Annotated in this window: 12 protein-coding genes; all 12 read right to left on the reverse strand. The window is 37.1% G+C overall.

The window, feature by feature from the left end; all coding sequences use genetic code 11:
• Positions 1–81 precede the first annotated feature (81 nt).
• The 12 genes from AC1RM2_RS13630 to AC1RM2_RS13685 all read right to left on the reverse strand — a co-directional run bounded on the left by AC1RM2_RS13630 (position 82) and on the right by AC1RM2_RS13685 (position 26442).
• On the reverse strand, positions 82–3066 hold the full coding sequence (locus tag AC1RM2_RS13630; RefSeq protein ID WP_492985608.1) for a TOTE conflict system archaeo-eukaryotic primase domain-containing protein: 2985 nt from the start codon (positions 3064–3066) through the stop codon (positions 82–84).
• A 1197-nt stretch (positions 3067–4263) separates the two neighbouring features.
• Positions 4264–6723, reverse strand: coding sequence for an outer membrane beta-barrel protein (locus tag AC1RM2_RS13635; protein ID WP_492985609.1), 2460 nt, complete (start codon positions 6721–6723; stop codon positions 4264–4266).
• A 1035-nt stretch (positions 6724–7758) separates the two neighbouring features.
• Entirely contained in the window at positions 7759–8364 is a 606-nt protein-coding gene (locus AC1RM2_RS13640; RefSeq protein ID WP_492985610.1) for a 4'-phosphopantetheinyl transferase family protein, read from the reverse strand.
• 109 nt (positions 8365–8473) lie between these two features.
• Entirely contained in the window at positions 8474–9424 is a 951-nt protein-coding gene (locus AC1RM2_RS13645) for a cupin-like domain-containing protein (RefSeq protein ID WP_492985611.1), read from the reverse strand.
• A 54-nt stretch (positions 9425–9478) separates the two neighbouring features.
• Positions 9479–12571, reverse strand: coding sequence for a cyclic peptide export ABC transporter (locus AC1RM2_RS13650; protein ID WP_492985612.1), 3093 nt, complete (start codon positions 12569–12571; stop codon positions 9479–9481).
• A 47-nt stretch (positions 12572–12618) separates the two neighbouring features.
• Complete coding sequence (locus AC1RM2_RS13655; RefSeq protein WP_492985613.1) at positions 12619–13446, reverse strand: aspartate/glutamate racemase family protein; 828 nt, start codon at positions 13444–13446, stop codon at positions 12619–12621.
• Between the two features lie 10 nt (positions 13447–13456).
• Complete coding sequence (locus AC1RM2_RS13660) at positions 13457–14407, reverse strand: TauD/TfdA family dioxygenase (protein ID WP_492985614.1); 951 nt, start codon at positions 14405–14407, stop codon at positions 13457–13459.
• 77 nt (positions 14408–14484) lie between these two features.
• A complete protein-coding gene (locus AC1RM2_RS13665; RefSeq protein ID WP_492985615.1) occupies positions 14485–16056 on the reverse strand; it encodes a serine hydrolase domain-containing protein in 1572 nt (523 codons plus the stop codon).
• Positions 16057–16231: 175 nt separating this feature from the next.
• Positions 16232–18142, reverse strand: a complete 1911-nt coding sequence (locus tag AC1RM2_RS13670; protein WP_492985616.1) for a lanthionine synthetase LanC family protein — start codon at positions 18140–18142, stop codon at positions 16232–16234.
• A 7-nt stretch (positions 18143–18149) separates the two neighbouring features.
• Positions 18150–19049 carry a DUF6734 family protein gene (locus tag AC1RM2_RS13675; protein ID WP_492985617.1) on the reverse strand — a complete coding sequence of 300 codons (900 nt, stop codon included), beginning with the start codon at positions 19047–19049 and terminating at the stop codon, positions 18150–18152.
• 176 nt (positions 19050–19225) lie between these two features.
• Complete coding sequence (locus AC1RM2_RS13680; protein WP_492985618.1) at positions 19226–23167, reverse strand: amino acid adenylation domain-containing protein; 3942 nt, start codon at positions 23165–23167, stop codon at positions 19226–19228.
• Between the two features lie 131 nt (positions 23168–23298).
• Positions 23299–26442: an amino acid adenylation domain-containing protein gene (locus AC1RM2_RS13685; RefSeq protein ID WP_492985619.1), complete on the reverse strand. Its 3144-nt coding sequence runs from the start codon at positions 26440–26442 to the stop codon at positions 23299–23301.
• Positions 26443–26476: the final 34 nt, after the last annotated feature.

Consider the following 26476-nt stretch of genomic DNA (forward strand, 5'->3'; position numbering starts at 1 on the left):
AACCCGGAAATGATTTAATGATAAACTTAAAGAATGATAAGCAAGACACCAAATTAGAAGTAGAAGATTACGATAATCAACTTAAAATAGCCTTTCCTCTAAAATGTCTTTCCAAATAATCAAGCCTTTAACATCATCAGAATAATCATGTACAATACGGCTAAATTGTTCGGGGTTAGTTTCAAGATATTGTTGCCGCCCTTTTATTTTTATTTGTCCAAGCAACCTATCTATCTTCTTTACACTTTGTTCAAGTTCATAAATTGATTTCCCGATGTGCCATATATAGGTCGCTTCCTCAGTATCCAATGTTTCCCAGATCAAATGGTATTGATTAATACCGGCGAGTAAAAAAACAAATGAGAAAGGCTCCAATACAAAACGAAGTTTCAATATCGCTCGTTCATGTTTTTGAGAAAGATATCGGAGGTGGCGATGGTGCTTATATTGTTTAAGTGCCAGGATATTTTCCAATAAGTCATCTTCATTTGCATAAATCAGTTGTTCGCCGCCACTTTGCAATTGTCCGACGTCCAATAAATTTTCTTTACCTTCAGGAACGCGTTTAATGATTTCTTTATTCAAGAAACGGAACTTTACACTTTCGATAATCTCGCGGTTTATTTTATCAAGATCATTGGAGGATGCCGATTTAAACACTAACCTGTTATGTTGAAATGTTGCCCTAATGTTAACTAATACCGAGGCGCTTTTTAAAAAGCGTATAAAGTATGGTTTAAGTACTGTAAATTCTGGCCTGATATTTAAGTTTTCGATTTCAAACTCTACCTCCTTGCCATTAAAATCGGCAATGTTATGTTTAAAAACAATGCTGCCAAACCTAAACTCCAATTGTTCGATTGGTACCTCAATCTTTTCGTTGATTTGCCCGCTTACTATTTCACTTTCATCTACCGGACTTGTTAAGCCAATTTGATCAAGTTTTTTATAGTATAAGTTTCTTTTTTGAAACAGCCTTTCAAGGTAGCCGATCTTTTGATCGCGATAATCGTATATAACCGGTGAGATTTCAGATCGTTGTACCCTGCCGATATATTGAATCAGTTTACCCTCAAAAGCGAATGGGTAAACTAAAAACAAACATTCTATATTTTGAATGTCGGTTCCTTCACCAAAATATTGGCCCGTTGTAATCAGAGCCTGAAAGTCTCCTTTGTTTATGGCAGCCCATTTAGATTTTTTATTTAAGTCGGAATCTTCACCACTTAACGCAATGGTATCATAATGATGCTTTAAATATTGTTGGATAGAAGTAATATGCTCTTTCCGCTCTGTAATAATAACGGCTTTCTTGCCAGTATTCAGTTGCGAAACCACATCATTTAAAATGAGTTGATTGCGTGCCGAATCGTGTATTAAAATCTTAAAAAGCGTTTCGAATTTGTCTGTTTTGATATTAAACGGAACAAATAAGTCTGTTTCTCTAATTATGATCTGCGTACCTGATTGATTTTTTACCTCCGGCGCTTTAACTTCGTGGATGATCTCCCCTAAATGAATAAATATCAATTTGCCATCATTGTACTTCCTAAATGGTGTAGCCGTAAGCCCGTACATATAGTAACTATTCAGCTTCCCGACAACCCGCTGATAGGTTTCTGCTGGTATGTGATGGCATTCGTCAATGATAACAGTGCCAAAAGCATTCATTAGTTCTGAGGGTTCTGATGAGTTCAGCGCTTTTTCCATACTCTGGATCATGGCGATGGTAATGTGTTTACCGGGTTTGTTCTTTCCTTGACCAATACGTCCAATCTCTTTTTTCGGAATGCCCAAGAAGGATTCAATGCGTTCCATCCACTGATCTGCCAACTGCTTACGATGGACTAAAATGAGTGCCGGTCGCTGTTTATCTTTTATAATAGCCAAACTCAATACCGTTTTACCCGAACCAGGCGGAGCGACAATAATTCCAAAATCTTTTTTTGCAGCAGCTTGCTGTGCGGGCAATTGATACTCCCTCAAAGTTATAGCGCCTTTAAATATAACCCGATCTATTTTCTTTCTTTGATCTTCGAGGGCATAGTCGATTTGTTGCTCTTTACAAAAACGTAACAGCCTGCCAATAAAACCACGTGGAACAGAAATGGATTCCGGGGTTTCATTCAACAGCTTAAAGTAACGTTTTATGCCGAATGTATTTTTATTGATGTTCTTTTTTACCTGGTATTCATTATTGGCAAAGTTTAGTTCCTCTTTCAGAAAAGCAATAAGAGAAGCAGGCAAACCTGCACGGCTAATATGAATTACACTATTTAATAGAATTGCCAACTTACCAACCATAGGCCGTTCTTTTTGAAATAAACCGGTAGAAAGTTCCTCTTGATTAGTTTGCTCTTTGTAGATATAATTGAGTTGGCTTATTGTGATCCTGTTGATTATTTTTAGAAATGCCCACTGATCATCAAAGGGCTGTAGCGTTTCAGGGTCAATAAAACAGCTATTGCCGTTATTTAAACTGGTTTTATTTAAAGGCAAAGCAATGAGGTTGCCCAAGCCTTTTTTTGAGTGGTAATCCTGATTAGGAAAAAGCCGGTCGAAACTTGAGTTTTTATCGAACACCGAAATTAAACCTGCCTTCTGTAGCAGGGACGTGATTATCTTTCTGCTTCTGAATGCTTCGTAAGGCTCTTCAAAAAATATCCAAACATGGCCGCCTTTGCCGGATCGTGAACGCTCTAAATAGGCTGGTATATCATGTTCTTCACAAACCTTTATAAATGCCCTGCATTCTTCAATCCAATCAGCTTCATCAAAATCGGCCGCAATGAACCAGGACGTATTATCTTGCAACAATGGGTACAGTCCAACAACTTGCTCTCCTTTAAGATGTTTAATTAAATGGTCGTTCGTTAGCGCCAGGTAAGTTTTATCGGTGAAGGTTTGGAACGTGCCGCCTTTCATTTGATGGAGCCGGTATCGGTTGTGATCGAAACTATAAGCGGGCATATAGCTACTTTTGCCACTTTTCTCCCATCTTAAAGCAAATACATCCTCTCTGCCTTTGAATAGGGATTTATATAAGTTTAGTCGATCATCTTTCATTTACCACTCTGAACTCATTACATCAAGCTATTCAAATATCAGTTTATTTTAGTGTTTACAAACTATAATTTATAAATCATGAAAACAATACACGAAGACTTAAAACGGTCTATTAGCACCTCTCGAGTAATTACTCACTTTAAGAAAAGAGGTATTGAATTATCTAAATCGGACGCTGAAAAATATCTTAGTCTACTGTATTTTTTGGCTAAGCAAGTGGTTAAACAAAACTTTATTTCCTCCAAAAACGAGACATTGGACGAATCCGAAAAGCTCGAACCATATTTTAGGCTTAAAAAGTAAAACAATCAACTATAAAACAACGAGTTATATAAGCTAAAAAATAAAATTGAAAATCTTACCCAGTGTCCCTGGGAGAATAGGTTCGAACCAAAATGCGCCTCCATTTGATTTAAACGAAGACCGAAATTTCGATTAAAATAAAAATAGGCCTTAGCGGGCATGCTAAGACCTATTGCTCCGCAGACAGGACTCGAACCACAAAAAATCGATAATCAACATTTGAAAATTTCAGGCATTTGCAATCTTGTTTTCATTTTTCAAAATAGGTTCAACAGCCTCCAAAAACTCAAATAAGTGTTCTAATAATTTCCCCTTGGGGCTACTTAAGGAAACAAGATCAAAAGATGCTAAATACCTGCAAATCAAATAATTGAAGGCTTTTTTTGTATTTTATCAAAATACCATTTATCCCCCAAATTCGATGCCTACTAAAATGAAAATATACTACGCTGCATATCATAATTATTTGATTATCAATATGTTTAGATATTAAATGCCTTGATAATAGCAGGCTGCAAACTTACTTTTGTTTCACTTTTAAGCTTGTAATTGTGAAAAGTAATTTCCACTTGCTTTTTTACCTGAGAAAGCAAAAAACTACAAAGGCGGCCCTATGGCCGTCTACCTGCGCATTACCGTAGATGGTAAACATTAACGTATAAAAGTGAATTTGGAATTTTATATATTAAAGGATACTATGCCCTTTATAATTCAGAACAAATTACATTCCTAATAATATCTACTATAACCTGCACGCTGAATTAGGTGTTACGTTCCGGTTTTAAGTTGAAAAGAGATAAGACCTTAGTGGATTAATTTTAACTTAAAAACAAAATAGCCACTGTTTTCACAGTAGCTACTTTGTTTTCGGGCTTGTTTGGTGTTTAGTTAATCTTATTTTTTTACGCGATTCTCTTCATCAGAAGAGCCCTTACTACGCTCGCGCGCGCCTTGTATCTGGGTACTGCCAAAGCGATAATTTAATGAAATCCTGAATATACGCGTTTCAAACTTTTGATAAATGCGGTAATCCTGCCCTGGTATTACCGTATGAATATTTTCATGGTGCCAGTTAAATAAATCATCTGCCGATAATTTAACCACCAATCGTTTGTCTGCAAATGATTTCTTCACACCTAAGTCAAGCCATTTCATGGCGTTTATAAAATAAGTGCCATAAATACGTTGTGAAAGGTAAACAAAAGACAAATCAACGCTTGTTGTGCTGTTTATGACAAAAGATTGGTTGGCATTAAAATCAAATGCAAACCTCCCAACCGAATATGGCGCCCCCAAAAGATTAGGTGTACTAAATTTATTGTAGTACACATTGGCATTATTGTAGATAACCCACCACTTTGCAATATTTAAAGGATAACTGATGTTTAGAGAATAATTTTGTTGTTTGGCAAGGTTTTGCTGAGTTACATATAATGTTCTATGTATAGTGTCTGGCAATGAAACTTCTGTGATAGCGTCGTTAGTTCTACTATAGGAAATAGATGTAAAAAACGTGTTTTTATAGCTATAAGAAAAACTGAATGAATTAGTAAACTGCGGGTTAAGATATGGATTACCTTTATTTAATGTATATAAGTCAAAATTATAAACAAACGGATTAAGGGTAGCATAGTTGGGCCTGTCAACGCGCCTTGAATATGAGAACCCGATAACATTATCATCAGTCAACTTTTTATGCAAAAACAGGCTTGGAAACAAATCAACATAGTGACGATCAACTATATTGTTAATAGTTATAGAGTTTCCGCGGGAGTTTGTCTGTTCGGCACGTAAACCTGCCTGAATATCTATAAAACCGGTGCTTGTACTAAAGTTAACATAGGCTGCATTAATGTTTTCGGTATATTTGAATTGATTACTTTGAGTGATATCGTTCGCCCATCCATTGTTTATAAAGTTTTCAAAAACTATGTTGTTATCTGTACGCACATAGCTTGTTTTTAATCCAGTTTCTAATTTTGTTTTAGGGCTAAAGGGGTGGGTATAATCAACTTTAGCCGAGAATATTTTTACAATTGTAGGCGTATTATTTCTGAAAATATCCGGGTCTTTTAAAGTTACAGTTCCACTTTGATCATAAAAATAGTTGTTATAAATCGTTTTAACATCGTTGTTATAATAGGCATAATCCACGTCAGAACTTAATTCGCGACCCAGCGAGTCTAACTTGGAATGATAATTAAGATTTATTGCAGTATATTGAAACTTCCTGGTTTCGGGATTATTGGCAACCACATTAGTATCAACCGAATTCAGGTTGCTGCTTACAAGAGTGCTGTTTTTGGTTTGGTTATCTCCATTATTTAAATATCCGTTTACCATCACACCAATTACATTTTTACTATTAATATTATAATCCATCCCCGCCTTGTAAGTATTGTTTTCACTGTGCATTAAAGCCTGTGTGGTTGCATCAAAACTGGTCAATGTGCTACCAGATTTGTTGGTTCTATCTATTTGAAGATACCTGGAAAGCTTGCTGTTATCGTAGTTATAATTAAAAAACAAGTTCACCTTTTGTTGCCTGTAATTAAGATTTATTCCCGCGTTGTCTCTAAAGTTTTTTCCATATCCAGCACCTAAAGTAACGTTACCGTTAAAACCATAATTACGGTTTTTTAATAAGCGAATGTTAATTATACCCGCCGAACCGGCAGCATCGTATTTAGATGACGGGTTGGTGATCAACTCAATAGCCTGCACCGAATTTGCCTGCATTGACTTGAGAAGAGAAGCCAGTTGATCACCAGATAAATAAGTTAAACGGCCGTCAATCATTACAGTTACGCCAGCTTTTCCTTTCATTACAATATTTCCCTGGTCGGTAACTGTTACTCCGGGCGATCTTTGTAAAACATCCATCACCGAGTTGCCGGCGGCCAGGCTACTATTTTCTATATTTAGCACTGTTTTATCCGTTTGCTGCTCAATTAAGGGCTTTCTTGATACGATGTTAACTTGATTTAAAACCTGCACAGTTACTATATCAATATCATTCATTCTGATTATTGTAGAGGTATCGCTTACTACAACAGGGCCTTTCAAAATACGCTTGTGCCCGGCGGCGCTTATCGTCAAAAAATAATTTCCGTTACTAATATGATCAAATACGTATTCGCCTTCGTCAGAAGTCAAGGTGCCCTTAATTACGGTTACCGAGTCTTTTGCGTTAACTAAGGTTATTGCTTTGTAGCTAACAGGCTTGTGGCTTTCATCTATTACTTTACCTGTAATTTTGACTTTGCCTAATTGCGCTTGTGCATATATTATATGCTCACTGGCACATAATAGTAGGGACACTAACCCTATTGATTGAAAAATATTTTTAATCATGATCTTGAATATATTAAATTTGTAACTGGCACTTTTCGACATCAATTTGTGATGATGCTTAACTTGGTTTGTGTTTTTGCTTTTATACACGTTTACTTATTAAATCTGATGAATGGCAGGCCTTTTTTCTTCATCATTTAGGTTGTAGTGTACAATTACCCTGGGAACAAATCTAACTTGTGCAATAGAATGGTTAAAAAAATTTACATATAACAGCCAATTCAAGGGGTTAAATGGGCGTTTTGCATTGCATAGTCAAAACGCGGCAACATTCATCATAGCATTCTTAATATCCTGTTTTAAGCCAAAAGCATATTTAAGTTATAAGATTATGCTTTTAATCAGCAAGCCTTTTTTGTATGTAATTTATTGTAAATAAAGCAATTACGCAGAATAGCAAGCTAAATAATCAGTATACTTGGCGTACTAAGTACCAGCAAATTCAGAGAAAAATTAAAATGGAGGATGATTGTATCCTGTATGTTTTAGATAAGAAGTTGCGGAGGAAGCTTTCTCGCTTGCAATGCGAGGGCGATCAATATGGAAACGCAGGAAATGGGATTACTTGCGCTGCAAAATGTGGCTATGCCACACCGGCAATAGCCAGAACATTGTTCCATAGATGTAAATTGGATTGCTGAAGGCATTAGAGATTGCGCTTCGCATGCGACAAGAAAAAAAATGTATGTCAAGTTATAAACTTACCAAAGAACTTGGCTGTCGGCAGCGGAATACCTGGCTTTGGAACGCCAAAATACAGGGAGCAATAAAAAGCACAGGCAGGCGTGCCTTATAGGGCAATGTAGACGTATACGAGTTCCTGGTGAATATATTTTCGATTGACCAGCCTGGCAAAAGTAATAGCAGCAAGGGTTTAGGTTGTATTGAACATGGTAGAAAATGTAAGGGAAACGCCTCCATTTTGCTGTTAAGTAATTTTGTTAAAATGGGAATGTTGTAAGATACTGCCAAATTTTACTAAAAATTTTAAACAGGCGTCTGAAATTTAGGTGTTGAATTTGTGACTATTACAACCTAACTCCGGGTTGAAGTTAATTCTTGCTCATCATGAAACCTGTAAATAACTATTTTGCTTAGCCTGCTTTTGCTTGCAACGTTTATTATCACCTCCGGAAAGATATTTACGTTTGTTAAATAATAGGTATCGTTGTCAATTTGTGCTTTATCATTATTTATCATTATTTCATTAAGTGATATACTCAGGCCTTTCCCAATTGCTTTAACTACAGCTTCTTTACAGGTCCAATAATTATAAAAAATATCTATACCATTCCTTTTAATATCAGCCCACTCGGCTGGGCACCAAAGGTCTTGAAAATCGTCAATATCCAGTGCTTTTATAACTTCAACATCAACGCCTATCGTGGTTGTTTCATCTGATAAAATGCAGGCGACAAAATTTCCGGAGTGTGTTATATTGAACCCTATTAAGTCATTCTCAAAATAAGGCTTTCCATAGGCATTATATTTAATTTCGTTTAAATCTAACGCAATACCAAAATCTTCCAACCCCTGCTTTAGCAGGAGTTTTCCAAACAATGAGGCGTGTGCATCTTGCCACCTTCTGAATCTTTTTATCTTTTCCTGCTGTTCAGCGGGTAAAAGTTTCAGCTTTTCCATAAAAAGCGGCAAGATTAACGGCTCATTAATCAAATAATAATATAATGAGGTCATAATATAATGAATGAGAATGCAATTGAATATAATTAAACAATTTCCTGGTTTTGGCTTACTTTTTAAGTTTTCTGAAAAGGCTGGCTGCAATGCCACAAAAAGCTATCACGGGCATAAAAAATGATACTTTTCTGATAGGTGTTAAAGCATCTTTATATAGCTTACGCACAAAGGCATTTGAAAAATCACCAAACTTGTGAAACGGGCTTGCCCAGCAATAAGCTAAAGTAAATCCCACTTCACCATCCGTAGGAACTACGCCATGATGCCAGTAAGGCGGAATGTATAGGGCATCTCCTTCTTCAACATATGCAATAAATGGATCCAGGCTAATATCAGGATTTAAGGATTGCCCTTCCAGGTGCAGTTCCTGCTGCATAAATGCGGCAACATGCATAGGGTTTTTAATTCCCGGTGAAAACAAAGCTACCTTTTTTCCTCCTTTTATTTGACACATCAACGTTTCATCTGTATCATGATAATGCCAGGTAGTTGCAGCCCGGCGATACATGAATATTCTCATCCGATCATATAACCTGGACTTTGGGGGATTTGGAAAAAATTTAAAACCGGGCAGGTCGTCAATTAGCTTTTCAAAACGACTACCGGAAGATATCGGTTCGGACGGCATACTAAATATATAGTCGTTGCCGCTAAATAACCTATCAATCGCGTCATAAAACTCCATATTTTCGCCCTTCCTATGCTTAATACGCCCATGATTATGATGAGGGTAGGCACAAAGCTGAAAGTTGCTACAGGCCGATTTCCAATATTCGATATTACTCCATTTATATGATGCCGGCCAGTGCTTAACGGCTCCTTTTATAAGACAAGGCTCATTATTATTTACCCAATCTTTTATAAAAGCATCTCTGCTTAAATCTTCGGCATTTAACACCGGAACGCCCCTGGCATTTTCTATACCTGGTACAATGCAAAAAAAGGATTTACTCATTTCTTCCATTTCGTCCATTTCTTGTTCAATTAAGGCTGAGTTATTCATTTTAAAAGGTGTTTGGCGGTTATGTATTAGGTTAACTATTTTTTTTAAAGGGAGTTATAGCTGGATGCCGGCAAGCATATTATCTATTTTGTATTGGTTAGAAACATATTCTGCCTTGCCCGAATCCATTTTTAATATCTTATCTGCTACATCAAAATAATGATCATCATGAGTAATAGCAATTACAATTTTACCTTGCTCCCTCATTTCCGGAAGTATTACTTTGTAAAAAAATCTTCTATATTCCGGATCCTGATCGGCCGACCATTCATCGAATAAATAAATAGGAGAATCTTCAAGAAAACATTGTAACAGTGCTATTCTTTTTCTTTGCCCGGCAGATAGATCAATAGTGCTATATTGATTGTTTTGAACTTTTACCTTGTTGGTTAGCCCCAGCATAGCAAGATAACTGTCTACCTCCTCAGCATCCAACTCATTATCAGCGCCATAAAGTTTTGCAAAAAGGTGACAAGGATTAAATACTGTAGAAAAATATTCACCTAAAGTAGCCGATTCCACTTTTTTCCCATTGATGAGTATTTTTCCCGAAGTTGGAGGATATAATCCGGTGAGTAATTTGGCCAGGGTAGTTTTACCACTTCCATTACCGCCAATAATAAATACAATCTCTCCCCGCTCCGCTTCAAGGTTTATCGGGCCTATGGAAAACGCTTCGCCACTCTTATTATCGTTGTAACAATAGCTTACGCCTTCCGCTTTAATTCTTAATACGTTTTGTTTATCAATTATTGATGGTGGGGTACCTCCGTTCAAATCGGCTGGTATATCACTAATAAACATTTGGATTCTATTCCATGCAACCCTCAATAACATTATACCCGGCACAGAATTTAAAATAACATTTAACGGACCATTTAAGTACAATAACAGGATTACAAAGTTTGCAACTTTATACAACTCAATATTTGGAAATAGCTGTGGTATGCCAAAGGCCGAAAGCCCCATTAAAACCATAAGAGACAACTCCCCAAGCAAAGAAGCGTACAATAATTTAGTTTGGGCAATATTGCTTTTCTCGCTAAACTCATGAGCAGTATTAGCAATATCATTACCGTAAGCAACCCTTTTTGATTGGTGTAAACTCAACTCTTTATACCCATCAATTATACCGCTTAGCAAAGTCATAAAAATATTTTGGCTGTCTCTCGCTTTTTCAAAATAAATATGCGTGGCTTTACTAATAGTTGTATAAAGTATGGAGATGCAAATAATAAGCGCTATGGTAAGCACAGTGGCCCACAATTCAAGCGTTGCCAAGTATAAAAAAATACCGGCCACTGTAACGGTACTGCTAACGAGTGCAACAATCATATTTACGGCATTGCCTACAGTGCTCACATCATCGTTAAGCGTAGAATATATACGCCCTTTATCAATTTTCTCGAATTTATGGTAAGATGTAGAAAAGATCTTTTTAATAAGTTTTACTCGTACATCGTATACTATTTTACGTGTGGTATTAATCAAACTCACCTGTACGTAACGCCTGCCAAGTAAGTATACCAGCAACATTACACCATAATAAAATGCCAGGTATCTTACTTCTATGCTTTCTCTTAATGATGAGGTGATAAGCAGTATCATGCCCATATTTGATAAGCCCGATAGTATACTCATTAAAGAAATTAAAGGTATTTTACTTTTAACGTTATATCCCGAAGGCAAAAAAAGCGATATAAAGTAGGAGAGATAGCTCATAAATACAGCTGCAATAATGAGTTTTATCATCACTATAAAACTATCGGGGCTCCAAACCCTTATAGCGCTCCACGAAAAACCAAATACATTGGGCAAAAGGTATATACTGTAAACAACCGGAGACACCAGAAGAACAGCAATCAGGAACTGATAAATGCTTTTACCATCGGGCAATTGCAATTTCCTGTTTTTGTCTCTTTTTCTTATTTGAACAAAAACAATCAATCCGGCAACTGCAAGCATATAAACTGCTAATGTGGCGCCAACTATTGTAAAAATTTTATCACTGCTATTATCTGGCTCAGGTAGTTTTTTAAGGTTCTCTCCCGAAAGCATTGCCATAATTGTGGCACCCAGGTATTGAGCAGCGTTGCTGTTGGAGTTAGTTAAAATAACTACCCCCAGTTGTTTACCAGGAATAAAAGCTACATATGATGTAAAATTGGGATTTACGCCATCATGCATTATCTGGCCATTACCACTAATAGATACTTCCCATCCCATAGCATATGATAGCAATCCGGAAGGAGCAACTGTTTCATTACGTTGATGAGTTAAATAAGCATAAGGATACAGCGCAGAAGCAGTTAAACCCATTTGAAACTGTAACCATCTAGCCATATCATTAGCATTTGATATGATATAGCCCGCCGCGTTATTACCCTTAAATATCGGGGCATTATATGCCCGGGCATTTAAAAACGATACTTTGTAGCCCTGGGCAATTGAGCTGGAATTTGCAGGTACGCCAATAACTGTATTGTTAAGCTGCAAACTGTTTAATATATTGTGTTGTATGTAGCTTTCAAATGTCTCGCCTGTTATAGTTTGTATAATGAGCGCTATAATATCATAGTTAATGGTTGCATACTCATATCGTGTACCGGGTAAATTGTGAAGCTCAATTGTTGAAACGGTCCTTGCCGTTTGGTCCAATGCTTCCTTATCATTACGCTGAGGTATGTTTGAAATGGTTTTCCATGGAATTCCACTTGTATGGTGCAGCAACTGCCGAATTGTAACAGACGCCGGCACGTTTTTATAGGTAGGTTTAAACCAGGGCAGATATTTAGCTATAGGCGCATCCAGGCTGATGTGTTTTTCATTTGCCAGTTTTACCATTGCCAAAGCTGTAAAAGCTTTACTGCATGAACCAATTTGAAATAACGTTTCGGGGGTTACCCTTAACTTACGCTCCAGGTTACTGTAACCATATGTTTTTATTTGCTGCTCTTGCCCGTTTACAATAACGATGCTTAAACCAGGAACATAATTATTCTCCATTATTTTACTAATGAGCGAATCGATACGCTTGTTGATTATTGGAAGCGTTTCGCCTGCAAAACCAGTTAGGGGCTCAATAAATATAAGAGCAAGAAACAGCAACAGCTTTGCCGCCAGTACATGTAATTTTTTGTAAATCATCACTTATAAGTTTAAATGCGTGAGTAAGCCTGGTAGGGCATAAGAGTTTATAAATACGGCGCGTAAGATAATTGACACAACTGATCCCTATCATTTCCTTTAAAAAATGGCGTTACAGTTTCCTTTGATGCTTTACATAGTGCAATTGCAAGCACTTCTGAAGCATCAATAAGGGGTAAAGTTTTTATATTAAGACTTTTTACTAACAATGAAAGTTCGGTACAGCCAAGAATAACAACATCTGTTTGCTTGGATTCAAAAAAATCAAGTGCGCACTCCATCAGCGATATTACCTCGGGAGAAGTATTACCTGTATTCGCTTTAATTCCGTAAACAGGATTGTAAATCATATTATGGATTATATTGTGCTGAAATTGAGCACTGGGAAGTACAACTTCATAACCCAAATCCTGTAAAATACTTTTGTACATTCCAAATTTGTAAGTTCCGTTTGTTGCCATAAGGCCCACACGTTTTACACCTTTAAAATTTTCTTTTATAAACCTGCAGGTTTCCAATGGCATGTTAATTATCTGCATGTTGCAACCCATTTGCCTCATTTCATGTCTAATTACGTTAAAAATCCGGGGGGCATAAGTGGTATTGCAGGCAAGACCAATCACTTCTGCACCGGCCAATTCAAGCTTTTTAATTATAGCCGAAATTGAATATGCGGGGTTAATTTGAGTGCGGCCTTCCAAAAAAGAAGTGCGGTCTGAAATTGCATCAGGCATAGACATCAGCATTACCGGTAGATGATCCTGATCAGAGGAGGCCTGGGTTTGATTTAAAATCGATTGCATCAGGTTCAAACCCGCTTCGGGGCCCATGCCGCCTACAATCCCTATTATTTTGTTTTTGGTTTCCATTGTCATGACAAACTTGTTATTCAGACATTGATACTAATACTTTTCGATTGCCGGCGTAAGGGCTACGGCCATGGGCTATCAATTCATTATCCATTATCAGCAACTCATTTCTATCCCAAAGCGGCGCTACTGTTACTTTTTCAATGGTATTTAATATCCTGACGACAGTGTTTTCACTAATATGTTTTCCGTCTCCAAAGGTTACGTACATCGGGTATTCTTCGGGAGAATTATAGAGTATATCCAATATCTCCCGCATGTCTTCGCCAAGTTGTAAAGGGTGAAACTGGTCTATCTGGTTAAACCATACGCGCTCTCCAGTAATCCTATGATTAATGATCCCCTTACTATGTTGTTTTAGCTTTACGCTCTCGCTCTTATCCCACTCTAAATCTATTCCGTAAAGTTTGCAATAAGCTTCCAGTTCGTTTTTATCTGCCGTTTCGAAAGTTTCCTGCCATGAAGGGCCCACCCCCGTACCCCCATGTAAGTTTCGGATATAAATGAGGCCTTTATCGGCTATCTCGTCAACAATATCAGAATTCATCTCTCTTAGAATTGCCCGGCTATCGGCAATAAGCGTTTCCCCTCCCTGGGAGGCTGGCTGCAGGCAGCTAAAAAAAAGTTTGTTGGGCCATTTAGCTGAATAAGACAACTCATTGTGCATGGTGATTTTTTGAGTTTGATCATATTCGGTAGACGTGTATATGTTTGATGATAATTTTGTGCGCGGCGAATTACCATCAATGTAGCTCATAAACTTTTCAGAGATGGAGTCTACAATGTGTTTAAAGTTATCTTGTGTATCTATTTGAACACCTTTAAATTTTACGGCAGCCCTTAATAAAACATTGTTAATGGCAACGGTATTTGCTTTATAATAGCTTATAAATTCGTCAGGATTTAAGTTTGGCAGGGTTATAACTTCAAGTACATCGGTTGCAACCGGTTTAAGTAATGTTTCCATAATTTTGTGATTTTAAATGCTGATTAGTTAAAATAATTTTCCGAAAAAAGGTTTTATTGATACTACTATGGTCTTGGTTATTTGAGTTTGCTTAAATTGTCTTTTGAATCTTTAAGGGGCGTATCAATATCCCACATATCAAATTTTAACGCCTTCGCTTTACTCAAATTGGCGTACGCCAGGGCGTATTTCTTTGTTTGATAATAAACCCCGCCCAACAGACAATAAGACAATGAAGAATTGGGAAACAAGCCGATATTCATCTCTAAAAGTTTACGGGACAACTCCAGGTCATGCGACATAAAAGTATCGCCCAGTTCATTAAGCGAATTAGGCATAAGTGCACCAGCTTTATTCAGGTCCTGTATTTTTGCAAGCATCGCATCGGCTTTTTTCTCACGATATATCCTCAATAAACTAATAGCCTGGCTTGGATAAACCGTATAAAATGAAGTTGAGAATAAGCCGCTCAGATTAAATTTTGTAGTTAAATTGCTCAGATACCCGGTCATTAATTCGCCACGGTCGGAATTCGTTAAAAGCACAAATCCCCTTTTTTTATTAACGGAATAAAACACTTCCGATTTAAAGCCATTGTTTATTCCGTTAAAAAAAACAAGCGTATCATCAGGTGTATTAAGTAAAAAGAAGCCTTCACCAAGGCGAATAGCATCGCTGCTTTCGTTCATTTTAATAACCGGCGTTATCATACGTTTCAAACCAGCCGAAGAAAGTTTTTTTCCATTAAACATGCCCACAATCAAGCCGGCATAGTCTGCCGCGGTAGTGTGCATGCCCGACGCCGGAACGGCGTCGGTGTTTTTCCATTTTTTTACCGGCACCTCCATATCTGTATAGCCTGTGGCGTAATTAGTTGGAAACGCCCGCCTGTGAAGGCTGTCATTTTGGTCTGTATATTTAAGATAGGTGGATTTAAGCAGGAGTGGATTTAGCACCATTTTGCTTATGTAAGTATCGTAAGGTTCATTAAGGATTTTTTCGGCCACCTTGGCCAAATACTGAAACCCTTCGCCTGAGTAAACAAACTTGGTGCCCGGGTCGGCTACAATTTCCAACACTTTCGAATCATTTTCCCATTGCCAGTTTTCTATTCCGGAAGAATGACTTAAAATCATATGCGCTGTTATTAGCTTGTAACGCGAATCATGCTTAAGTAGCTCATAGTCAAGATATTGATACAATGGCTTGTACAAATCAATTTTTTTCTGATCGGCAAGTTGCTGTATCACGTACACCAATAGCATTTTTGATAGTGAACATGCTTCAAACACAGTAGCATTATCAACCAAATTTTTATTTTCAAGCTGTTTATAACCATAACCTTTTGCATAGACTACCCGGTTATCTTCTATAATTGCTATTGAACTTCCCGGAACGCCCACTTCAAGCATCATTTTATTTATTTCGTTATCAAAAGCCGTTGCGTATACGCGGTGATGATTGGATACAAATGACGCCGGTTGCTGGGCTTTTAAAGCGGAGCATAGTGCAATGCCGATAAACAAAAGAATTGCCTTCAGCAGGCCGTTAGTTACATCACTTTTTGAGTTACGGGCCTGGCATGCAAATGCACTCACCGCTGATAGCTTAAATGTGGATGCATATTTTTTTGTGATCAAGTTTTTCATAACCTTTTAAAAATATTTTACTTTTAATTTTTAAAGAGCACAGGCAGATTGGCCACACTTTTATATGGCAGAAAAGCCTGGCAATAATTTTATTGGTAGCGTTTATTACGCTGCTAATTAGCGCCGGAGAAATGTGCTTTGCGTAGTATTAGATACTGGTTTGCCCTTTATATTATTATTGTGGCAGGGTTTCCAGTAAGCCTTCCGTCATGCAATACCTGGCACCTTCTACTATATATTCCTGAATCACCATTCTTAAATGATCCTCATCTGTAACTTTAAAATTCATCTTCAACAAGTCGATAAGTTCCTGATCTTGCTTGTTAAAGAACTCCATAACTTTTTTGCATACTTCGCGAATATCCGCAGGGGTATGAAATCTATCATAAATAAATTTCAACATGCTTAATGGGGCCATATGCAAGCTATCTACGCTTGATAATGCATAAAAACAACTGTTTACGCCATAAAACTGCATGAAATTGATAAATGACTCTTTATCAAATTTTACTGACTCAATATCAATATCTTCGTCGCTGAAAACAATTACTTTTTTTGATTGCACCAGCTTTAAATCCTGGAATTTATCAGGAGTAAGGCTCATAACACGATCAATGTTCTTTATGTCTGCTTCACTATAAATATCACTTGTACTTAACTGCCTTATTGCGGTGATTAGAAAACTTTCCTTATTTAATCCGGTTAAAATATCAGGTGCTACCGAACCATCAAAACTATCAATAGCTTTTGCTGCAAAAGCGAAAAAACTACCCATTTCAATATCTCCGGAGTTAATAAACGTTGCGTAGGAATCCGGAAAAAGAGATTTAATAGCCGGTAACGTTTTTTTATAGTTGCTACTGATGTAGGTTTCTATCAATTCTTTGTTAGATAAATTAAAAATTGACGATTCAGGAAGTTTTAACAAATCTGGATCTTTAATACATTCTGGCATTATCCAAAATTCCGGGTGCTGTTTAGTTGAATCAATAAATTTAAGCAGGAAGCTACTTATACCTAACGCGCTGTTTAACGTAAAATCGAGGTGATCTTTTAGTTGATGAAAAGCATCAACTAATTTTTCGGCAATACGCTGTGCTGATTGTTTAAGGCTATCATCTCCTGTAAGATATCCCGCCTGCATAACCGAAAAACCAATACCTGATAGTCCGGAAAAAATTCCGCAATAATTATATTCATTTATATTATTGCACAATTGCTCTGCTGTTGAAGCATCATTTTTTATATTTTCCAGTAATTGTTTATCGTTGTAATTGCCTGTAAATAGTTGCACAAGGCTATAACCAAAAGAACCATATCCCAACGACAGCAACAATACCTGAGGAGCGATAGCCACCAGGTCTTTCGCCCGCTTATCCAACTGATCTTTTTCATAGGCCAGCGCTTTTTGCGCAATGTTTTTTAGAAAAGCATTATTAAAACTACTGCCAACCGAGTTTAATACAAAAGCGATACCCGCATTACCTTCGGCATAGCCATTGTTTTTATAATTCCGGTTGGTAATGCCGCCCCAAAAAATGCCGCTCTCGCCTTGGTTGCAATTATATAATAACTTTAAAGTGTATTTTTCCACATGCTCAAGCAACCATGCATGGCCCGTTTGAATATATAGCTCATGCGTAAATAGCAGCACACCTGCAATACCGTCAAATAAACCATACTTGCTAATGATGCCATTAAAGTAGGCGTTGCTTGTGTAATATTCTTTTGCCAGGGCAACCGCTTTGTTTAAATACTCTTCCTGGCTTGTAAATTCATGAAGTTTTAAATAAAACATGCCAAGCCCTAATTTTCCTTTAAACAAGCTATAGTTATTAGTAGGATTTTCGGCCGAATAGTTTTCAATCCATTTAACTTCATCTACTATATTGTTCCAAATTGACTTTTCGTGCGTTATTTTATACAATTCAAGCATAAAAAATAACCCGCCTACTCTGCCATCATAAATACTGTCGGCCCGTATATCGTTAGCATCATGACTAATAGTTAAATTATCATGATAGTCCTGCATTTTGTAAAAAACTTCAAAAGCAAGCTCTTTTACTGAATTTGTAAATGTGTTCATAATTGTATTAGATTTCTATTGCGTTTAGGTGATAATTAATGCGTTCATAGTATTCGGGATAATGCTCCTTCAACTTCAATTCAAGCAATTCATAAATTAACCGGTTCTTTTTAAAAGTACCGCAACAATGCATATACCCTCCGTATTTGCCGGCCTCATGAAAAAACCCGATATCGCGCGGAATATCAACTTCGTTTGGAAACAGGTGCGTAATGCTTTTATTAGCTCCATCGGCTAATTGATTAAAAACCATTTGCTCATAAATCACATTAATATAAGCCGAGTTGAGGTTTTTGATATTTTCATTGATGTACTGCTCATTGGCATGCAGAAAGCTGAATATCTCTTGCGTGTAGTTTTTAAAAAAGGTTACATCGGTTCCGCCCAGTACGCCAGCATTACTATATGAAATATTATCTACCCCTTTCAGCTTTTGTAAACAATCAGGTATGTAGTTTAGCCCGCCATATATCTCATTGAAGGTTGCTGTAGCATCTTTTACCGTTGTTTCAAAATTTTGGGCCACAAGGGCTGCATTCTCAATTTCTTCAGAAAAAGCATCCCAGATAAATATGTCGTTGTCAACATGTAAAAAGGGAGTATCCTGAATGCGATAAGCTTCTATTTTTCCCAGTGCCCATAAACCCGGGTGGTATTCATTTAAGTTATTGAGTTCTAAAGACACCTTTGTATAAGGAAGCTTCATTTTATCAATAAGTAAATATTTGCCAAGGTCGTCTGTCACCAGTTCAACCTCATCATAAAACTTTCTAAGCTGCAGGCAGCTTAACGCCAGGCTGAAGTAATTATACCGTCTTGCCGGCCATCCTCCGTTCATTCGCGAGTCTTTTAATGAATCGCCGGATTGCAAAAAGGGTTTTGTCCAAAAACTTTGAATGATTTTCATTTTTGATATGGTTTTTTAGTTGTTTGAAAAAATTAACTGACAATGGTTCATTGACGCTTTGGATAAAAAGCGAATGTTGAATTTTGAATGGATGTTTTATTTGTATTTAAGCAAATACTGACTCAATTTTTGCTTACTGCAACCTGTTGATAAACAGGTAAAAATTACTGCCGTGCTTAAAGAACCGATAACCCGCAGCCAGCACCGCTTAACGCAGTATTCACATTCTCGGTTTCTATTAGCTCGTCTGGGTTATTAATCAGTTTAGACAAGGTATTATTGAATATGGAAGTGTACAGCTCAAAAGTGTCATTGTCAATATAAGGCGTAGCGTATTCATGCATGTTTAGCAATCGCTCGCTGTTCAAATTATAATTAACGTTAAATGACGTACTTGTTCTGACGAAGTTATCGAAATCAACCCGGTTAATTTGGGCTTCGCTCATGGGTTGAAGCTCCATGCCTTCCATTAAATGCCATCTTACAAAATTAAAAACGGTGTCAAAATACTCATTGGTAAACGCCTCTGTCCCGTTTATAATTTTGTTGATAACTGCTATTGAAATGGTGTCGTATTTTTTAAATTCCAATAGTTTTTGGTCAACTAAACTAATCAGTTGCCGCCATGTTACAACCCCAGGTATTTTTATGCGTACCGGAAGTGTATTTACAAAGCAGCCTAATAAACGTTCGCCATTTTTTTTCAGTGGGCGGTTAAAGCTTAATAGGCCCACCAAAACATCTGTTTCTCCGGATAGCAAACTCATGGCGTGTACATAAGCTGTGAAAAGCAAATTTTTAACGGTAGTAGCTTCTCTAATAGCTGTCGTTTCCAAACTTTTAACCAGCTCTTGTGAAGATCGTTGCCTTATTGATTTAAATTTCCTTGGCCCGGTGTTGTTATTTAACTGCAATTTTTTGTAGCCGGCAAGTTCATTCTTCCAATAAGTTTGAACTTCTTCGTTATTCTTGTTTATCAATTCCTGGATAATGAAATCTTTGTACCCGGGATTATCTATCGTGTGCAAAACTTCGCCTTGCGTTACCAAGGTGCCATATATTTCATTAAGCTCGGCAATTACGGCACTCATGCTCCAGCCGTCAAGCATTGCACCATAGAATTCAAAAAGCAATTCGTGGTGATCTTGTGCCATTTTGTATACAATCAACCTCCATAAAGGCACATTATCGGGGTTGATATGATTTTTTCGACTTTGCTCTAAATACTTATTTATAATCAAATGCTGGGTTTTGTTATCAGACTCGCTAAGGTCCCTATAATCAATCTTTACTTTAATATCCCTGTATATAATATGCGCATTCTCTTCAACATTAAACCCCGTTCTCAAAATCGGGTGCCTATTAATCATTATATCAATAGCCGTTTGTAATATTTCAATATCAAAATTGGTATAGGTAACAGGTTGCATATTTTGCTTAAAATACAGCAATTCCTCCGGCCGCGATTTATCAGCATAGCACATGTATCTTTCGGTATCACTCATCGGATAAACCGCTTCAATGTTCGGGTTAACAAATTTTTGAAGGTAATTATGCTCAAATCTGACAAGTTCATTTTCTACACGACTATACTCATCAACCATATTCATTAATCCAGCATCTGCTATAAATGCAGCCAGCCGTTTTATAGTGTTGTGTTCATATAAATGAGCAAGCGCCAAATTGATATTAAGATAATTATTGATGGTTCCTACAAGCCTTACAGACAGGATTGAATCGCCACCTATCCTGAAAAAATTATCGTTTATACCTATTTCCTTTTTATTTAATATTTCGGTCCAATGTTTAAATAGTAATACTTCCAAATCGGTTTCGGGCTTAACGCTGCTTACTAATTCAGCACTTTTCACCTCGAGCAAAGCGTTCCTATCTACTTTTCCGTTCGGGGTTACAGGTATCTGGTCAACATATATTAAAGAGGAAGGGATCATATAGTCGGGTAATTTTGAAGACAGATAGGCAATAAATTCATCTTCAATAAAGCCGGGATTTACTATCAGGTAAGCAACCAATTGAAATGCACCATTAGTTTCTTTTGCTAAAACAACTCCGTTTTTAATATTATCAAACGATGTAATAACATACTCTACCTCACCAATTTCAATACGATTACCACGTATTTTTATTTGATTGTCAATTCGTCCAAGGTATTCTATTTCACCGTTCGGCAACCATTTACCCAAATCTCCTGTTTTATACAAACGCAACTTGTTATCAAAAGGGTTAACCACAAATTTTTCCCGGGTAAGTTCGGCTCTGTTCAAATAGCCTACTGCTAAATTAATTCCTCCTATATAAATTTCCCCTGGTATGCCTACCGGCTGCAGTTGCTGTTCTTTGCTAAAAATGTATAAAACAGTGTTATCAATCGGCTTACCGATAGGTATGCTATGATAATTGGCCGAAGCCTGTACTTCGTGGTACGATACGTCAACTGTAGCCTCGGTAGGGCCGTAAAGATTATGGACTCTGGCATGTGGGTAGTAATCCAAAAACTGCAGCGCATCAACTACCTTAAGTTCTTCGCCACTGGCAAATAAATGTTTAATGCTACCCAACGGATAGCTTTTATTACGCTCTTTAAGATAAACAAGCAGCATATTTAACATAGTTGGCACAAAGTGCAAAACGGTTATCTTTTCGTCATGAATAAGTTTGCACAAGGCCTCCGGGCTTTTTTCAGCTCCTGGATTTGCAAGTACAAGTTTTGCCCCATACATTGACCACCAGAATAATTCCCATATCGAAACATCAAATACAAGCGGGGTTTTTTGCAATATAATATCCCCTGGCTGCAACAGGTATTTGTTTTGCATCCAGCAAAGACGGTTTAGCAGAGATATATGTTTAATTAACACACCTTTTGGCCTGCCTGTTGAACCGGAAGTATAAATAATGTAGGCCGTGTCGTCAGGTTTTGCGCAACAGCATGACGCATCGGAAGAATTATCTGTCTCGCTTACGTTAACCGCCCTGATATCATCCGGCATTACAGTATTTGCCTCGTCGGTAAATACTATTTGCGCCTTGCTATCTGCCAACATATAGGCAACCCTATCGGCAGGAAAAGTCTTTGACAGGGGCAAATAAATAGCGCCGGCTTTTAATATACCATATATGGCTACTATTAGTTCTGTTGATCTGTGGAGCAATATACCAACTGGTTGTTGGCAGCAATCGGCATTAGCAAGTAAATAATTTGCGACTTTGTTTGATCTTAAATCCAATTCGCGGTAGGTTAGTTGCCGGTTATTAAACTGTACGGCAATCCGATCTGGATAATTTTTTACTTGTTCCCGGAAAAAATCAAGAATTGTTGTATCGCCCGGAATTGGCATTTCCGTGTTATTAAAACACTCAACAATGTTTTTTTTCTCCTCGGATGAAATGATTTCAATATCCTTTATAACATCAAGCTTGTTATTTAATAATCGCTGTAGTAGGTTTATGTAGAGTTCTGCTATTTTTTGAATATAGCTATCGCTAAAGTTACTCCTTGAGTAATTAACTTTTAATTCTATTCCGGAGTTAAAACTGAAGCTAAAAAGTAATTCCATTTTTAACGCGGCATCAGTCGAAAACTGTTGCCCTTCTTCAATTTGTAACCCTACTTTTGAAATCCCTTTCAAGTCATGAACATTGAAGTTTGGTATATTTTGCAGCGGGTAATTACCATTTTTACAGTCTTCACTCGTGTGTTGGTTTATCCAGGCAACAAATTGCGGGAAAGTAAGGCCGGCAAAGTTGTCCATTCTTACCGGAATAATATCATTGCCATCCGTTAAACCGTTACCATCATTTCCGGGTATAAAAATGCATATATCAGTAATGGAAGAGCACTTTTGTGTTAGTACGCCAAGTGCCGCCAACAAAACAATCCGTTTAGCCGGTAAATAATTAGTTATCAGGTCCAGTTTTTGCGAAATAACATCAGGAACTGGCACAGTATGTACAGCTGTTCCTTGAGCTATCTCCGTTATAACGCTGTCTTGAAAGTAATTACTGAACTCGAACCCTTGTAAACGGTTAGTCCAATAGCTACGCATCCTGACATTTTTGTTCGCATTCAATGCTTTCAGGTTCAGCTTTGATTCCATGGTTAAACTTTATTTATTTAATAATAAGATCTTATTTTAAGGCAGCAACAGCTTTGCCGCATGCTGAATTTTGAAAACAGCCTGGATAAAATTTGTAAATTTTGAAAGGAAATTATTGTTACCGACAACAATCAAAAGCTAAATTGATGTACTTGAGGAGTATTTATTTCTTTATCTGCCTGGACTAAATCTATATCGAAATATTCATTGATAAGTGCTTCCGGATTAATCGTGATTTTATGCGTAATTTCTTCAAACTGGGTTGCAATAAATTCAGCGTCAGATTTTGTAAAATATTTTGATGCATATTCTAATCTAAAATGGAATGCATCTTCCCCTTCATTACAAAATAGCGTAATTGGATACTTGAATGTTTTGTTTTCAAACTCATGCTGAACAAATTGCAAACCATCTGTTTTAACCAATTCCCTTTCATAGTTCTGAAAAACAAACATGGTTTCAAACAAATCTCTGATAACATTGGCTTTGCTTTTATTTAGTTCGCTTACAATATCAGCAAGGTCATATAATTGCTTGCTGCTTGCTTTTAAAAAGTGGTTATGCACTTTCTGCACGAAGCTTTTAAATGTAGAATCGGTATTTATTTTATTTCTTATCGGTAAAGTTTTTACAAACATGCCGATAACCCTGTCAACCTCGTCTTGTATACGGCCGGCGGTATTAACACCAATCACAATATCATCCTGCCCCGTTAGTTGCGACAGAAATATATTAAATATGGCAAAATGGCCTAAAAAAGTACTTATACCATTCTCTTTCAAAAAATTAAAAAGCGGCTGGTAAGTTTGTTTGCTTATACTGAATATTACGTTGCCGCCGCCTTTGCTATCATCCTCGTTATGTTCAAAATTGCAGGGAAAATTAAGGGCAGGCACCTGTGTTTCAAATTCTTTTAGCCAAAATTCCCTAAGGGCAATATAGCTGTGCGCTTTTTTGATGTTAAACTCCCATTCGGCATAATCTTTATATTGAATATTGAGTGGCTGCAAAAGCTCACCGTTATATATTTTTAAGAAATCTGCATACAGCAAGGTTTGTGATATGCCATCACATACGATATGGTGTATATCCATTACCAAAATGTTACTACCCGAGGCCGACATAATTATACCGCAACGAAGCAGTGGCCCTGATGTAAGATCAAACGGCCTTATAAAGGAATTAATAGCTTCAGCAGGGTTTTCATCGTTACTAACTATTTTCTCAATAATTGCATCCGCCTTATCGGCAATTATCTGTAACAGTTCGCCCCGCTCAACTATAAATGTTGTGCGTAAGCTTTCGTGCCGTTGTATTAAACCGTTTAATGCTTCTTTTATTTGCCCTATATCGATGTTACCTTTTAACTCCCAGGCCATAGGCAAATTATATGCTGTGCTTGCCGGGTTTAAAGTATAGTTATAATAAATTCGTTCCTGCGCTGCCGATAAATGATAAGCTGACGCTAATGGTGCAGCGGATATTGTGAAACTATCGTCCTTTTTAGAGGCCGCGATAAAAACGGCCTGTTTCTGAATAGTCATGTTTTTAAATAACTCGTTCAGACCTATCCTTACGTCAAATTCTTTGTAAATTTTAGCAATCAATCTCATAATGGTTAACGAGCTTCCGCCCAGGCTATTAAAAGCTGCATCTGCAGAGATAGCCTTGTCGCCAAGTAATTCTTTCCAAATGGCTAACAACTTTATTTCAATTTCACCTTGTGGCCCAACAAGCGCCACGTCGTCTTTATAATCGGATAGTTGTTTGTAATTAATTTTTCCGTTACTCAAAAGGGGAAAGGCCTCAAGCACAACTATTTTTGAAGGTACCATATAGGAAGAAATGTATTGTTTGTTATAATCTTCCAACGCAGTTAATAACTGATCGTTCGGTAATCCGGCTTCATTTTTTATTACAAAAGCAATTAATGATTGATCATGATTTTCTTCTACAGTTGATGTTACAATTACGTCCTTTAACAAATTGGATTGCCTAAGCAAAGCTTCTACTTCATCAAGTTCAATTCGTATTCCACGTAACTTAATCTGCCGGTCTTCGCGGCCAATTAAATCGACAACGCCGCTGGCCAGGATTCTTGCCTTATCGCCTGTTTTAAAAGCGACAACTTCTTTTTTTGATGGCAGCGTAATTTTTACAAACTTTTTGCTATTCAGCTCCGGATCATTAAGATATCCTTTGGTCATGTAGTCAGAAACGATATAAATTTCTCCCGTAATTAATGTACTACAGGGTTTAAGGTCTTCCTTTAATATAAGTAGCTCCGAATCGGCGATTGGCCTTCCGATAGGAATACGTTTTTGCTTAACGTCTTCTGCTTGAATTCTGTGAAAAGAACGGATCATAGTTGTTTCTGACGCCCCATATAAATTCACCAGCTGCACCCTGTTGCCCAACACATTAAACCAATGCGTTAGTTCTTCAGGCACAATACGCTCTCCTGATAAGAGCACATATTTTAAACTGGTGAAACTATTGTTGTGAACATCCGGTGTATTTATGCTGCGAAAAAGGCTTGGTACGCAATGGATAACTGTAATATTTGAGCTCTCGATCCAATCACCTATATTCTCGGGAGAGAAAAATGATTCCGATGCCGGCGGGATACAAATAGTTGCACCCGTTAATAACGGAACAAAAACATCTCTTAAAAAAGCATCAAAATAAGGACTAATAAATTGACTGAATTTGTCTTTACCGGTAATACTAAACTCATTAATTTCCCAATTTAAAAAATGCTGTAAACTGCTGTTTTTACCAATTATGCCTTTGGGTTTACCTGTTGTGCCAGAAGTAAAGTATACATAAATGCTATCATTGGCATCAAAATGAGGCTGCTCAACATTATCGTCAGGGGCTATATTCAATGCAATATCATCCAACAAGTAAACATGCTTAATGGCATTAAATTTATTGTACTGTATTGCCGCACAAGAAATTAAATGTTCAAGATTAGTGTCGTTTACAATAGCCCCCAGGCGTGTTTGAGGCTGAGTTCCGTCAATTGGCACAAAAACATGGCCGGCATTCATAACGCCGATCATTGAAGCAATAATATCTTCACGATTAAACAGCGATATACCAATAAAGGTGCCCTTTGGCAAGTGTTGGTTTACCAGAAATATGGTAATTGAATTTGCTTTTTGCTGCAATTCGGCATACAAAATCTTTTGATTATCGTGTTCAATAGCAACCCTGTTTGCATTTATAGCAAAGCTATTAAGTAATTGATTTTGAATAGTATTAAAATTCATAATGATGTGATAAATAGGATTAATATTTATTTAA

It is taken from the genome of Mucilaginibacter sp. GW822-FHT03E02 (assembly GCF_058801545.1).